Raw genomic sequence first — 13,932 nt, 5'->3', positions numbered from 1 at the left:
CATGGCGGGCCCGCGGGAGGGGCGGTGGAGGCGCTGGCCCGGCCCCGAGGCTGGGCCAGCGCCGGCGGGGCGCAGGGGGGAGTGGGAGCGCGCCCGCGAAGGGGAGGAGCGGCGAACAGGGGCGCCACCTCTCCCCTGAGGAGCCTAGGCGCGCGGAGGCGCTCCGTCAGTGTCGGTGGGCTGTTCTCGGACGTCCGTCTGATCTGTCCCGGCGGGTGCGGCGGCGACGCCCACGGCCAGTGCGGCGATGATCGCCCAGGCGCAGGCAAGGAGCGGGCCGGCGAGCCCGGCACCCACCACGGACACCCCGATCAGCGCGGCGACGACGGCGACCCTCTGTGCCCGCGTGGTCGCTGTGGCCACACCCCGGGCGGCGCGGATGGCGGCCACGACGCGACGGACGTCGTTGTCGGCGGTGACGATGCCTGCTGGCCCGACGGCCTGAGGGCCGATGCGGAGATCGGCATCCGGGGCGATGTCGGACACGACGGCCACCACCTGGCCCTCGTGGCGGAGCTGGTCGACGACGGAGCGGACCGTGTCACCCTCGTCGGTCAGGAGGACCTCCTCCAGGCCAGCGGCTCGCGCCACGGCCTCGGCGCGCGGGCGCGTGTCGTCGCTGACGAGCACCACGTCGATGCCGAGAGCGCGCAGCCGTGCCACGGAGGCGGCCGCGTGCTCGCGGGTGTCCTCCGCCAGCACGAGAGTGCCGAGCGGGCGACCGTCGACCTCCACGGCCACGGGAGTCCAGAGATCCTCGATGACGGGCAGGCCGATCCAGTCCGGGGAGCCGAGGCGCACCGGGTGGCGGTCGACGGAGCCGCGAATGCCTCGACCGGGGACGTTCTCGACGCCGGAGAGGCGGCCCCGGGCGGACAGGCGGGCGACCGCGTGCCAGACCCTGTCGTTGTGGGCGTGCGCCAGCGCGCCGGCGAACCAGCGAAGGTTGCGGTCGTGGTCGGGCTCGACGGGCTGCACCTGCAGCACACGCAGATCACCGGTGGTCACGGTGCCGTGCTGCTGCAGCACCACGGTGTCCAGGCGGGCGGCGATGCCCGGGGCCAGCGAGCCGACGTCGAGGTCGAGTCCTCGCGTCCTGGGGCGAGAACGAAGCAACGCCAGGGGAGCCGCGAGCCGGGCGGTGCCGGGCGCAGTCGCCACGAGGGCAGCGAGGCCCGTCGTGACCCCGCTGGTCGTGTCGCCGGCGATGGTCCAGGCCGCTGCGGCCACGGCGCAGCTGCCGATGGTGACAGCGGGCCACCACGCCGGCACTCGGGTGTTCACGCCACTGCGACGCTCTGCCTCGCCCGCCGCCAGGAGGCCGAGCGCGGTCACCGCGGCGGGAGTGAACGGCGCTGACGTCGTCTCACCGACGACTCCGGCCACGCACCACGCGACGACGGCGACGAGCGTGAACGCCGACCATGCCTCCACGGGCCAGGAGCTGCGCCGCCGGGTGCAGGCCCACGCCGCGCAGGCCGCCAGGGCGATGACCACCGAGAGAGCAACCCACTCCCAGTGGGGGACGCGCCAGCCGGGCACGAGCGTCATGACGGTGAGCGCCACCGTGACGGCGGTGGCGCCCAGCACCCGCACCATCGACAGGACGGGCAGCGTGGGGGTGGGGGAGGCTGGCGCGTCGCTCACGGCGGATCTTCGCCGCGGTAGCGCTCGAAGTCGCTCTGATCACCGGACTTCCAGAGCGGGACGCTGGCCTTGAGCACCATGGTGATCTGGACGATGAACTCCGGTTCGTGCAGGGTCTCGCCGAAGATCTCGTTGATGCGCTTCCAGCGGTAGCGGATGGTCTGCGGGTGGACGCCGAGCGTCGCGGCGATGGCGGGTGCGCTCTCGCGCGTCTCCAGCCAGCACAACAGTGTCTCGGAGAGGATCTCGCGGGAGTTGGGGGTCTCGGCCAGCAGTGGGCTCAGGAGGTCCTGGCACAGCCGTTGCCGCAGGGCGGGCTCGGAGTGCAGCCACAGCTGGGTCCGGTGCTCGGTGCAGTGCAGAACCGGCTGGTCAGGCACCACGCCCGCGTCGGCCAGCAGCAGGACTCGTTCGGCCCAGCGCGACGCATCGGGCGCCTGGTCCGGGCGCACGGCCCAGCTGATGCCGCATCGTGCGTCCGGGTTCCGCCGGGTCACGGCATCGATGACGCCGGGCGCGGCCTCGGCGGGACAGATCACGACGGCCGGGACGCTGGACGTACGGGTCAGGCAGGTCGCCGGCAGGTCATCGAGAACGGGGAGGTCGGTCTCGTCGGCGCCGAGAACGGTCATGATCACCAGCTGGCGGGGCAGGGGCCAGACGGCGGTGGCCGCGCGCGACTGGAGCTCGCGGGGCGGTGCTCCGGCGAGCAGCTCCTCCAGCAGCTGGGAGCGGGCCGAGCCGCGGTCGCGCTGCACGGCGTCGCGTCCGCCGGCGTGGCCTTCGGCGGCCTGGGTGGAGAGGTGGTCGATGTAGTCGAACAGCAGGTTCCCGAGCATCCCCAGTGCCTGTGCGTCGATGCCGTGCTGCACGGCCACGGTGCCGATCTCGCGCCAGGCGTCCTTGGTGGCGATGTGCAGTGAGGTCTGCATGGCGTCGAGAGTACGACCGTCCGTGGCCTCGCCGTGCCCCATCCGGCGAAACAGCTCATCGACGCGCCGGCTCGAGGCGTTGGGGTCCTGGACGAGCTCGAGGAAGTGCTCGATGGCCCCTGCCACCGCCATGTCGATGAGCTTGCGCCGACGGCCGGTGGAGCGGCCGGCGTAGGCGGTGACGTCGGACTGGATCTTGGCGGTGATGGCCTGCACGAGGGCGGGGAGCCGGGGCCGGAACGTCCGGACCAGGTGGGCCGTCGACGTCGACGGGCCGAGCTCGTCGCGCAGCGCGCTCACGGCGTCCTGCATCCGTCGTTCGTCGGAAGGTCGCTCATGGTCTCCCCGGCTCACCAATGTGCCCTGCCTCACAGTATGCCGATGGGTGGGGTCACGTCCTCAAAAAAGGACCCACCGGCCATGGTGCGGTGTTCGGGGCGGCCATGTGCGAGTTCGGCGCGGGGTCGTACGTCCGTATGACGTGACCCGTGGCGGCAGGGTTGAGAGTGTCGCGGGGCAAGCCCTGGTCTTTCCGACTGGTTCGGGGCTGGTGCCCGCGAACCCGGCGTCTTGCGCGCGGGAGCGTCAGCGTCACTCTGAGTCGTCGAGGCCCTGCAGGAGGTCGGAGACGGTGACTTCCAGGGCCTCGGACACGGACCACAGGGTGTCGAAGCGAGGGTTGGCCGGGCCCGTGCGGCCATCGGCGTCACGGGCGTTGTTGCGGTTGTTCTCCAAGTTCTGCACCTGGTTGCGGCTGAGTCCGCTGCGGTGCGCCAGCTCCTCCTGGGTGAGGCCGAGGCTCACGCGGCGGGACCTGACGCGCTGGCCGAGCGCGGCCGAGACATCGCGCAAGCGATCCCGCGGGTCGGCCGTCGTCATGCGTCCGAGCCTTGTGCTGGGGCACAACAAAGTCAGCCCAACATGTTGGGCATTGGGTACGAAGGGCACCGGTCAGGTGCGTACGGATCACGCTAGGGGTCCCCTCGGACACTGTGCGGCAGGTGGGTCGAGCCCGACCCATCGGACCGAACGGAGAGCGCCGCTCCGATCAACGGAGGAATGTCAGGAGCGGCCGAGGTCGTTGATCAGCTCCGACGCCGAGATCTCCAGAACCGCCGCGATCGACCACAGGGTGTCCATGCTCGGGGAGTTGTGGCTCTTCTCGATGTTGTAGATCTGGTTGCGGCTGATGCCGGCGAGGGACGCGAGCCTCTCCTGGCTCAAGCCGAGAGCCTCGCGCCGGTGCAGCAGGCGTTGCCCCAGCTCGTGCGAACTCTCCTCCCAATCGTGGGGAGGGGAGTGATCGGGCACGCACCTGAGCCTGTCCTTGCGGACACAACAAAGTCAGCCCAGAATATTGGGCAATTGTCGGGACGGGACGCTTCTGGCCAACTAGTTTGGCCTTGCGGGATGCTGGGTGGCTGCAAGGCCCAGCATCCCGCGCGACGCAGTTCGGCCCCGCGCTGGTTGCGCGGGGCCGAGCTGGGGGTTGGTGTCGTCAGTCGGCGATGCGACCGTCGGTGAGGTCCAGCTCGATCGTGTTGCCGTCACCGGGGACGAGCAGGTTGATCAGCCAGGTGTTGAGGCCACAGTTCTCGAAGTCTCCGAGGCTGTACTCACCGACCAGGCGTCCACCGGTGGCGATGTCGAAGAACTCGCCCTCGGGGGTGTCAGCGTCGATGCTCACCGGCTCGGCCGTGCGGCACTGCGACCCGGCGAACAGCGGGAAGATGCTCGCCTTGATGTTGCTCAGCCGCACGTAGTAGCCCGAGGTGGACTCGAGCACGTTCTGCCGGCCCGCCCGCGTGAGCGTGCCGGTGGTCGGACCCGTGGGCTCGAAGTTCACGTCCGCCGTCACAGGGATGAATCCCGCCACCTCGAACTCGGTGCGGGTGCCGGGCAGCGCCATGCTGCCGGTGAACTGCCCGTCGGCCTCGACGAAGGAGTTCAGGACGGCCGGGCCCAGCGTGATGTTGGAGCCGGTGGACGCGATGGTGGTATTGCCGTTGACGTCGTAGTCGACGTCGATCGTCGCGGCGTTCGCCGGGGCGGCCGCGAACGTCATGGCGAGTGCGGAGCCGAGGGCCGCGAGGCTGGTGCCCCAGCGCGCGCGCCGGCGTGTGGTGAGGGTCTTCATGGAAGTGGCCTTTCGGTTGGGGGTGGTGTGGCTACGGTGGTGAGGGTCGTGGGCCGAGCGCGCTGCATGCGCTCGGCCCACGACGTATTGGGGGTCAGCGGCAGGGGTCAGCCGTGGCTGATCGCTCCCTCACCGTCGGTGTCGAGGTCGAAGTCACCTCCCAGCGGTCCGGCGAGGTCTCCGGTCTCCACCTGGCCACCGCAGGACGGCGAGCCGGGCGTGGTCTGGCGGTTGCCGAACCCGTCGCCCGTGGTGATGTCGAGGTCGTCGCCGCTGGAGGCCAGGGACACCTCGCCGTCAGGGCCGGACGTCGAGCCCGGATTGATGGTGGCGTCCACCGACCCGTCGGCATACATCTCACACGCCCACGGCTGTGAACCGGTGGAGTACACGTGGGCGGCCACGTTGTCGATGGTCACCGGCACCGGGTCCCCGGCGTTGGCGGGGTGCCCGCTGACGACGAAGTCGCCCGCGCTCATCGTGACGACCACCGGCAGGTCGAGGCTGGTGGCCGTGCAGTCGGTGAACTCCAGGTTGGTGATCTCGCCGACCTTGGTGCCGACGGCCACCGAGGCGCCCCGCAGCACGTTGCCCGTGATGTCGGAGCTGTCACAGTTCAGCTCGACGCCGAAGTTGGTCTCGAACGAGATCGTGCTGGTGTTGGTGCCGGTGACGTCCACCGGCCCGGCTGGGCTGTCGCTGCCGCCGACGGTGACGTTGGTGTGGTTGGCGAACGCCGTCCCCGTCCCCGCCAGCAGCATCAGGCCGGCGCCGGCGGCGACAGCGGTCGTTCTCTTGATGGTGTGCATGGTGTTTCCTCTCTGTGCTGTGTCGCACGAACGATTCGTACGACGCTCCCGCCCTCCCTCGGGTGGGAAAACCATGGGTGTCAGCCGTGGGAGATCGCCCCCGCGCCATTGGTGCTGACGTCGAAGTCGCCACCGAGCGGTCCGGCGACGTCCCCGGGCTCGTACCACCAGCCGCCGCACGACTGCGATCCCGGAGTGGTCTGCCGGTTGCCGAACCCGTCGCCGGTGGTGAGGTCGAGGTCCTGGCCGCTGCTGGCGAGTGAGAGCTCGGCGTCGACGCCGCCGGTGGCCGGGGTGAGGGTGGCGTCGACGGACCCGTCGAGGAAGATCTCGCAGGCCCAGGGTTGCCCGCCGGTCGAGTGCAGCTTCCAGGCGATGTTCTCGATGGTGACCGGGATCGGGTCCCCGGGGCTCGCCGGATGAGCGCGAACGACGATGTCGCCGGGCTGGCTGTGAAAGACGACGGGCAAATTGAGGGACGACTTCGTGCAGTTGACGCTCGAGAGGTTGGTGATCTCGCCGATGCGGGCCCCGATCGTGACCGGGGCGCCGCGCAGGATCTCGCCCTCGGTGGACATGGTGTCGCAGTTGGTCTCGACACCGAAGTTCGACTCGAAGGTCACGGTGCTCGTGTTGGCCGCGGTGATCGGCACGGGCCCGTCGGGTGTGGCTGCGCCTCCGACGGTGATGGTGGTGTGCGCCGCCACGGCCGCCGGCGCCAGGGCCAGCACGAAGGCTGCTGCGAGCATGGGTGCGATGCTGGTGCGTCGGGTCAGGCGCAACATGTCAGTCCTCCGTGGCTGGTGGAGTGGTCGGGACGGGAATGTCAGGGATCCGTTCGGGGCAGTTGCCGGACCACGGACATTGGACGAAGTTCTCACTGCCCTCGAGGCCCTCGCTCCTCATCTCGAGCGGGTTGCCTGGTCCGGACACGGCGGAGGTGAGCAAGGGGGAGAGGTCGTCCCCCGTTGCGGTGAGACAGCCGCTGAAAGCGGGGATGTCCACGGTGCCGAAGAGTCGTCCACCGACGGCTGGGTTGTAGTACGGAGTCGTCGTGAAGTTGGGCCGGGTTGGCTGTTCTTCCGGAGTGATCGACGGATCCCATCGGATGTATGGCGTGCTGGTGACCTCGAGCTGTGCCCCTTCGGCTCCGCACGAATCGCTTACTTCGACCGGGACGCCGTCGATGTGCAATGACCTCACGCTGGTGCGGACCTCCCCGTCGATGGTGGCGGCGTTGGCGAAAGTGTTGCCTGTAGGCCCGCCCGGCGGCCGTGTGGGGAACGGCCCATACCCAGGGCAATACTCGCCAGAGGTGATCTCGAAGTCCGCGGGGACCACGACACCTGCGGAGTCTCTGGGCTGCTCCAGCGCGATGGTGGCTTCGACGGGGATGGCGCCGAAGGCCACCGTCCGGACGTCAAAGTCCCGAGTGGCTCCGAATCGGTTGGGTGCCTCCGGGTCAGCGGCGGAGTTCAGCAGGACGACGTTCGCTTGCCATGACTTCCGATTGGACTGCCCATCCAGGCGCAGGCACGTGGGGTCGAACTGTTCAGCGGTCTCCCGCGTGTTCCTGAGGTAGGCGGCGGTCGGAATGGTGGGAACACTAACCCACTGTTTTGCGGCAGACACGTAGTTGTTCCCGCGGACCTGAGGTGCGACGTACTGTCCGCCGACGCCTGCCGCCCGGTGGTCCGGCAGACCCTGACCTGGAAAGTTCGGGTGCTCGGGGATGCCGGTCTCCGCGCTGGACTGCAGCACGCCGAAGGAGAGCAGCAGCACGGCGGCTGCGGCCAGGCGGCTGGTGGCGCGTCCGAGGCGGCGTGGCTGGGGGTCGCGGTCCATGGATCGGAATGTGCCTCAGGTCACAGGAGGGGTCAAGCATCGTCGGCTCCCCGGACCCGAAATGGGATGATCGTCTGATCTGGACGGCACAACGCCTCATTTTCAACCGGACGTGACCCAGATTACGTAGCCTCCTCTCCACGCCGTGTGCAGACGTGCCCGGCCGCAGCGCACCAGATGGTGCCGCACGAGACACCCAGCGCACGAGACGCAGCGCAGAGACACGGAGGACTTCATGGTCAAGTGGCGAACCATCACCGGAGCGGTGGGCGGCATGGCCCTCATCGTGGGGGCGCTGACCCTGGCGCCCGGCATGGCAGACGAGCACGACGACACCGACATGCCCGCCCAGGCCGAGGCCGGTGGGATCGAGATCTGGGGCTCCGATCCGGCCGGCTACCCGGCCGAGGACGGCCCCTGGGCTGGGTTCGGCAGCCATCTGGGCGCCCAAGACGTCCAGCTCGCCATCCGGGCCGACGGCACTCTGGAGGCACTGCCCGGCACCCCCGCCGCGATCGCCGACATTCCGGCGGCAGTCAGCTCCACCACGGTGATCGACGCCGGCGTCTCCCAGGTTGCGATGGCGTGGGCCGTCACCACGGATGGTCACCTGCACAAGTGGGCCGGAGGCAGTCGGGGACTCTTTCCTGATGGGGTCTTGACCCCCGCCGATCTCGGTGGCAACGCCGTGCAGGCCGTCGGTGCGAGCAACGGATCCAACCTGCTGGTCCTCCTCGACAGTGGGGAGGTGACCCGCATCGACTCCATCGGCCCGACGCCCATCGAGTCCGAAGACGGCACGCCGCTCACCGGCGTCACGCAGCTCGGGGGGACGGCCGGGTCCTCCACCAACTTCTACGACTACGCACTGCTTGACGACGGCAGTGTGGCGTTTGTCAACTTTGCCACGTGGGCGACCGTGGTCCCCGCCGACGCCGCCGACCCCGTGGTCGACATCGCCACCCAGCAGCGGGTCAGCAGCGGTAGGTACGGCACCGCGCTCACGCAGAGCGGACGGGTCCTCACCTTGCGAGCCGACTCCAGTGAGGAGGACGCCGGTTTCCCCGCGGACGAGGTGGACGGTGAGGTCCTGCAGATCGCGCGGTCAGGTGAATATGCTGCGGCCCTCACCACCACCGGCGACGTCGTGACGTGGAGGGTCAGCAGCACGGGGATCGTCCCGGAGAACCTCCAGCCGCCCGTCGCGCTGGACGGTATGGACGTGCTGCGCCTCACCGGTGGCAACGATACCTTCGGCGCCATCGTCGTGGAGAGCGACGATCCACCCGGGCTTGAGGAGGACGAGCGATCGACCATCGAAGGCACCCCACAGGTGGGCGAGACGCTCACCGGGACGCCGGCGACCTTTACGGGCGATCCTGACTCGACGACCTACGAGTGGCGCCACGAGGGCGAGACCGAGGTGCTCGGCACGGAGACCACCTACACGCCGGTCGCTGGCGACGTGGGCGAGGCGATCGTGTTCGTGACCATCGCGTCCAAGGAGGGTCAGGACGATGTGGAATCCATCTCCGACCCGACTGAGCCGGTGGAGGCGGCTCCGGTGATTGACGGGCAACCCGGCTATGCCGGTGACCCGCGTCCGTACATCGGTGAGTCCCTGACCGTGATCACTGCCCCGACGCCAGGATGCCGTCCGACCACCACGCTGCAGTGGTTCGTGGGTGAGGGCGACGACTTCGCGCCCATCGAGGGCGCGACCTCTGGCGCGCTGCCGCTGACGGAGGACTACGAGGGTCAGTTCGTCAAGGTCGTCCAGACGTCCACGTGCGCTGGTGTCACAGAATCGGCCGAGTCCGATCCGCTGGGCCCCGTCCGCGAGGCCCCGGTGGAGCTCGCCGTCGTGGATCAGCCGACGATCGAGGGTGACGGTCAGGTGGGTGAGGACCTCACCGCCACGCCGGCCACCTTCACCGACGACGAGGGCGTCACGCTGGAGCACCAGTGGTACGCCGACGACGAGCTGATCGAGGGTGAGACCGGCACGACGCTGACGGTGGGCGTCGAGCAGGAGGGTGCGACGATCACGTACGCCACCTCGGCCACGCGTGCCATCGACGGCGCCGAGGCGACGTCGGACCGGTCCAACGAGATCGGCCCGGTCGTGCCCATCGATCTGACGATCATCGGTCAGCCGACGATCACCGGACAGCCGTTCATCGGCGAGACGCTCACGGCCACCCCGGCCGACGTGTCCGACGACCGGGCCGAGATCACCTTCCAGTGGGTGGCCGGCGACGGTGAGGACTTCACCCCGATCGAGGGCGCCACCGAGGAGACCCTGGAGCTGACCGAGGAGCTGCGCGACCAGGAGGTCAGGGTCGTGCAGACCGCCAGCAGGTCGCTGGACGAGACGAGTGACAGTGCCGAGTCCATCGCGGTCGGCCCGATCACCGATGCTCCGGAGGATCTGGAGATCGACACTGACGCCGAGCTCACCGGCACGCCGCGGGTGGGGGAGACCCTCACCGGCACGCCGGCGACCTTCTCACCCACCGAGGACGTCACCGTCACCAACTTCTGGGTGATCGGCGACGAGGAGGTCGAGGCGGACGGCACGGAGCTGGTGCTGACCGACGATCACGTCGGGCAGAACATCCAGTTCAAGTCCGTCGCCACCCGTGGTGACGAGTCCCTGCCCTCGACGTCCAACACCGTCGGACCCGTGCTCGTGGTGCTGGCTGCCACGGACGCCCCGACGATCGAGGGCACTCCGCAGGTCGGTGAGACGCTGACCGGCACGCCGGCGACGTTCAACGACGACGAGGGTGTCGAGATCGCCAACCGGTGGCTGGCCGGCGGAGAGCCGATCAGTGGTGAGACCGGCAGCTCGTTGGAGCTGACCGCCGACCAGGTGGGACAGGAGATCACCTTCGAGTCGATCGCCACCCGTGGCGACGACACCGCGTCGGACGTCTCGGCCCCGGTGGGACCGGTCGAGCTGGCACCGTTGACGGCGGACGAGAGGCCGACCATCAGCGGCGACTCGCAGGTCGGGGAGACGCTCACCGGCACGCCGGCGGAGTTCTCCGCCACCGAGGACGTCGAGGTCACCAACCGGTGGCTGGCCGACGGCGAGCCGATCGAGGGCGCGGACGGCACCGAGCTGGAGCTGACTGCGGACCTGGTGGGCAAGGAGATCACCTTCGAGTCCACCGCCGTGCGCGGTGACGAGGAGCCCGTGGTCTCGGAGTCCGATCCGACGGACGCAGTCACTCCGGCTGGCCCGGGCGGGTCGGATGACGCCGAGGGCGGCATCAGCGCGCCGGACACCTTCTCACCGGGTGACACGATCACCGTCACGATGAGCGAGGACTACGCCGGCCAGGAGGTCTCGGTGTGGTTGTTCTCCGACCCGCGCGAGCTCGGCACCTACACGGTGACGGAGGACGGCACCATCAGGGTGGAGATCCCGGAGGACGTGGAGCTCGGTGAGCATCAGCTCACGGTCTACGACGAGTCCGGCGACATCATCGGCTGGCAGGCCGTGACCATCGTGGCTCCCGGCGGCATCGGTGGGATCGGCGGACCGGGCGATGCGCCCGGCCTGGGCCTGGGCGGCGCGCTGCCCAACGCGGGAGCACCGGCCTCGCTGTGGCTGATGATCCCGCTCGGGCTGATGTTCCTGCTGGCGGGAATGGTCTCGATGCGGATGGGCCGACGAGAGTCGACCTGACCCGCGACGAGGACGCCTGACCGCGGCCCCGCTCCCCCCGCCCGGGGAGCGGGGCCCGTCGGCGTATTCGTGGCACATCCTGAGCCGGGACAGGCTGCCGTGGTTCTGGATTCTGGATCTTGTCGCGGCCGGGATCTGACTGGCCAGAAGGCACGTCTCGCCCACCGACGCCGTGTCCGCGTTGGCGGCCACCACAGGACCACACTTGCGCGACTGTAAACAGTAGCGCAACCGGTCTGTAAACAGTAGCGCAGACGATCTGTGAACAGTAGTCTAAGTCCATGAGTGGCACGGAAGACTTGAAGCGTACCTACCTCGGTCGGCATGTCGACGTCGAACTGGACGAGTTGATGACCGGTATCGCGGCGATAGCTCTCGACGGACCAAAGGCCGTCGGCAAGACGGCGACCGCGCTGAGGAGAGCCCGAACGTCGTTCCGGTTGGATCACGCGCAGGACAGAGAGCTCGTACACGCTCAACCGGACTATCTGACGGAGGGCAAACCACCGATCCTGATCGATGAGTGGCAGAAGTACCCCGAGTCGTGGGATCGAGTGCGCCGAGCGGTCGATGACGGTGCCCAGCCGGGAAGCTTCCTGCTCACCGGCTCGGCAGCACCGATCACACCACCGACACACTCGGGCGCAGGCAGAATCGTTCGCCTGCGGATGCGGCCACTTTCACTCGTCGAACGGCAGTTCGACCAGCCGACAGTCAGCCTCGGAGAACTGCTGAGCGGGCAGCGCGAGATCGCAGGACACACGACACGCACATTGCGGGCCTACATCGACGAGATCATGGCATCAGGTTTCCCTGGCATCCGCGCACTGGGCGTCCGCGCCCGCAATGCTCAACTTGATTCCTATCTGGACAGCATCGTTGACCGCGACTTTTCCGAGATGGGGCGCCAAGTGCGCAATCGAGCAACCCTGAGGCACTGGATGACTGCGTACGCGGCCGCCACTGCCACGACGGCCTCGTACGAGACCATTCGCGACGCTGCAACGAGTGGCCACGGCGACAAGCCGGCCCGAAGCACCACGCAGCCCTACCGCGAAACGCTCGAGAAGATGTGGATCGTCGACCCGGTGCCGGCTTGGCTTCCGACCCGCAATCCCATCGCCCGACTCAACGCCGCCCCCAAGCACCAGCTCGCCGATCCGGCACTTGCGGCGCGACTACTTGGCGCGACCTCCGAGTCACTGGCAGCGGGGTCTGACGCCCGCAGGGTCCGGCAAGGCGATGGCGCCCTCCTGGGACGACTGTTCGAGTCACTCGTAGCAGCAAGCCTGCAGTCGTATGCGCAAGTCAACGAAGCAAGGGTCGGACACCTTCGGCGCCAGTCGGGCGATCGTGAAGTCGATCTGATCGTCTCTCGCGGCGACAGCAGTGTCGTGGCTTGTGAAGTCAAGCTCGCGCACACCGTCAATGATCACGACGTGCGCCAACTGCTGTGGCTCAAGGAGCAGCTCGGACCGAACCTTGTCGACATGGTCGTGATCACGACTGGAGCTGATGCCTATCGTCGCCGAGATGGTGTTGCAGTCGTGCCGGCAGCGCTGCTGGGGCCGTAGAGGAAGTTGTCAACACCAGCGGCCCCCGAGCCGGTGCTGAGGGAGGTGCTGGCCGAGGCACGCGATGGCGCGCGAGAGAACGGTCCACGGCGTCTGCTGTGAGTACCGAGATCATCCAACTCCGCGACGTCCCCGCCGACGACGTCGAGATCCTGGAGCGCGGGCGGCTTCCCGGACCTTGTCGTTGTCGAGCCACTTGCGAAAGCTCGTCCACGTCGCGACGTCATGACCGTCGACGCTTCGATCATCGTGTGACTGCTGCAGAGCCGTCACGGTGACGGCAGGTTGCGAGAGCGGTTCGGGCAGGTCCGGTACGTGCACGCGTCGGAGCTGGGCGACGCCGAAGTGACCTCCGCGATCAGTGGTCTGCTGATGATGCCGCAACCGACCGTCGCGATTCCAGGTCGATCGATCGCTGGACGTCAGTCCGCGAGCCCGAGCCGGTTCAGCAGATCCGGGATGCGGCGCTGCAACGCGGAGAACACCAGCTGGTCGTCGACCTTGTCGTAGTGATGGGCGATGAGGTTGCGCATGCGTCCGATGGCCACCCAGTCGATCTGGTGGTGTGCGGCCGTGAAGTCGTCCGGGAGCTTCTCCGCCACGGTGGCGACCTGGACCAGGATGTGCCGCCCGTTGTTGCGGAGCACGCGGCCATGGGGGCTGTCCGCCAGATAGGCATCGATGCCGAGGCTCACGGTGTAGGCAGCGTCGGCACCGAAGTCGGCCAGGTCCCCCAACCTCCGCTGCACTCGAACGTCCAGTCCGGGCTCCGTGTCGCTCACAGCGCTCTGGCTTCGGACCGGGCCTGTTCGGCGACGGTGCCGACGGTTCGGTCGTCCACGAGGTCCACCCTGACCGTGAGCAGGTTCGCGAGGGCATCCTCCAGCTCGAGCAGGTCGACGATGTCGTGGTGCTCGGTGAACTCCACCAGCAGGTCGAGATCCGACCCGGTGGTGTCGTCACCGCGGGCAACGGAGCCGAAGACCTCCGGCTCGGGCAGGCCAGCAGTGCGGAAGAGGGTGCGCACCTCGTCCCGACACGCCGCCAGCGCAACCGACGGGCGCAGCGCCACGGCATCGTCCAGTGCTCGACGGGCGGCCGCCGATGGCTGGCGCGCGCCGGACTCGATGGCAGCGATGAGGGGCTGCTTCACGCCTGAGCGGCGGGCCAGCTCGCGCTGTGAGAGCTCGAGAATGACGCGTCGTCTCGTGAGGAACTCGGCATAGCCAGCGGTCATGGCGTAATGATAACTCGTCGTGTTATCGCGCGGGAGTGGTCGAGGGCCCCTGTT

General features: G+C 68.8%; 12 protein-coding genes. 2 read left to right on the top strand and 10 right to left on the bottom strand.

Features of this window, described 5'->3' with window-relative positions; genetic code table 11:
- Window positions 1-144 precede the first annotated feature (144 nt).
- The 8 genes from ACHAAC_RS08095 to ACHAAC_RS08060 all read right to left on the bottom strand — a co-directional run bounded on the left by ACHAAC_RS08095 (window position 145) and on the right by ACHAAC_RS08060 (window position 7,370).
- A complete protein-coding gene (locus ACHAAC_RS08095; RefSeq protein ID WP_435715616.1) occupies window positions 145-1,647 on the bottom strand; it encodes an HAD family hydrolase in 1,503 nt (500 codons plus the stop codon).
- Window positions 1,644-2,891 (bottom strand): PucR family transcriptional regulator, encoded by a 1,248-nt coding sequence (locus ACHAAC_RS08090; protein WP_435715615.1) that lies wholly within the window; start codon window positions 2,889-2,891, stop codon window positions 1,644-1,646. The genes ACHAAC_RS08095 and ACHAAC_RS08090 overlap by 4 nt, the downstream gene beginning before the upstream one ends.
- A 279-nt stretch (window positions 2,892-3,170) precedes the next feature.
- On the bottom strand, window positions 3,171-3,458 hold the full coding sequence (locus ACHAAC_RS08085; protein ID WP_435715614.1) for a helix-turn-helix domain-containing protein: 288 nt from the start codon (window positions 3,456-3,458) through the stop codon (window positions 3,171-3,173).
- 183 nt (window positions 3,459-3,641) lie between these two features.
- Window positions 3,642-3,890, bottom strand: coding sequence for a helix-turn-helix domain-containing protein (locus ACHAAC_RS08080; protein WP_435715613.1), 249 nt, complete (start codon window positions 3,888-3,890; stop codon window positions 3,642-3,644).
- Between the two features lie 187 nt (window positions 3,891-4,077).
- On the bottom strand, window positions 4,078-4,716 hold the full coding sequence (locus ACHAAC_RS08075; protein WP_435715612.1) for a hypothetical protein: 639 nt from the start codon (window positions 4,714-4,716) through the stop codon (window positions 4,078-4,080).
- A 107-nt stretch (window positions 4,717-4,823) separates the two neighbouring features.
- Complete coding sequence (locus ACHAAC_RS08070; protein WP_435715611.1) at window positions 4,824-5,525, bottom strand: hypothetical protein; 702 nt, start codon at window positions 5,523-5,525, stop codon at window positions 4,824-4,826.
- An 80-nt stretch (window positions 5,526-5,605) separates the two neighbouring features.
- The gene (locus ACHAAC_RS08065) at window positions 5,606-6,310 is read right to left on the bottom strand and encodes a hypothetical protein (protein WP_435715610.1); all 705 of its coding nucleotides are present in this window, start codon (window positions 6,308-6,310) and stop codon (window positions 5,606-5,608) included.
- 1 nt (window position 6,311) lies between these two features.
- Window positions 6,312-7,370 (bottom strand): hypothetical protein, encoded by a 1,059-nt coding sequence (locus tag ACHAAC_RS08060; protein ID WP_435715609.1) that lies wholly within the window; start codon window positions 7,368-7,370, stop codon window positions 6,312-6,314.
- A 235-nt stretch (window positions 7,371-7,605) separates the two neighbouring features.
- Between ACHAAC_RS08060 and ACHAAC_RS08055 the strand changes: the two genes are divergently transcribed.
- Window positions 7,606-11,067 carry a hypothetical protein gene (locus tag ACHAAC_RS08055; protein ID WP_435715608.1) on the top strand — a complete coding sequence of 1,154 codons (3,462 nt, stop codon included), beginning with the start codon at window positions 7,606-7,608 and terminating at the stop codon, window positions 11,065-11,067.
- A gap of 281 nt (window positions 11,068-11,348) precedes the next feature.
- Window positions 11,349-12,641 carry an ATP-binding protein gene (locus ACHAAC_RS08050; protein ID WP_435715607.1) on the top strand — a complete coding sequence of 431 codons (1,293 nt, stop codon included), beginning with the start codon at window positions 11,349-11,351 and terminating at the stop codon, window positions 12,639-12,641.
- Between the two features lie 422 nt (window positions 12,642-13,063).
- On the opposite strand, the gene ACHAAC_RS08045 is transcribed toward ACHAAC_RS08050, so the two are convergent.
- Together ACHAAC_RS08045 and ACHAAC_RS08040 are read right to left on the bottom strand one after the other, a co-directional pair.
- Window positions 13,064-13,423, bottom strand: a complete 360-nt coding sequence (locus tag ACHAAC_RS08045; RefSeq protein WP_435715606.1) for a HepT-like ribonuclease domain-containing protein — start codon at window positions 13,421-13,423, stop codon at window positions 13,064-13,066.
- The gene (locus tag ACHAAC_RS08040) at window positions 13,420-13,878 is read right to left on the bottom strand and encodes a nucleotidyltransferase domain-containing protein (protein ID WP_435715605.1); all 459 of its coding nucleotides are present in this window, start codon (window positions 13,876-13,878) and stop codon (window positions 13,420-13,422) included. The genes ACHAAC_RS08045 and ACHAAC_RS08040 overlap by 4 nt, the downstream gene beginning before the upstream one ends.
- Window positions 13,879-13,932: the final 54 nt, after the last annotated feature.

Origin of the sequence: Aeromicrobium sp. CF4.19, from assembly GCF_051262555.1 — a bacterium.
In the GTDB taxonomy this organism is placed as follows: Bacteria; Actinomycetota; Actinomycetes; order Propionibacteriales; family Nocardioidaceae; genus Aeromicrobium.
The sequence above is the reverse complement of the archived record's forward strand: the minus strand, read 5'-3'. Positions and strand labels throughout refer to the sequence as shown.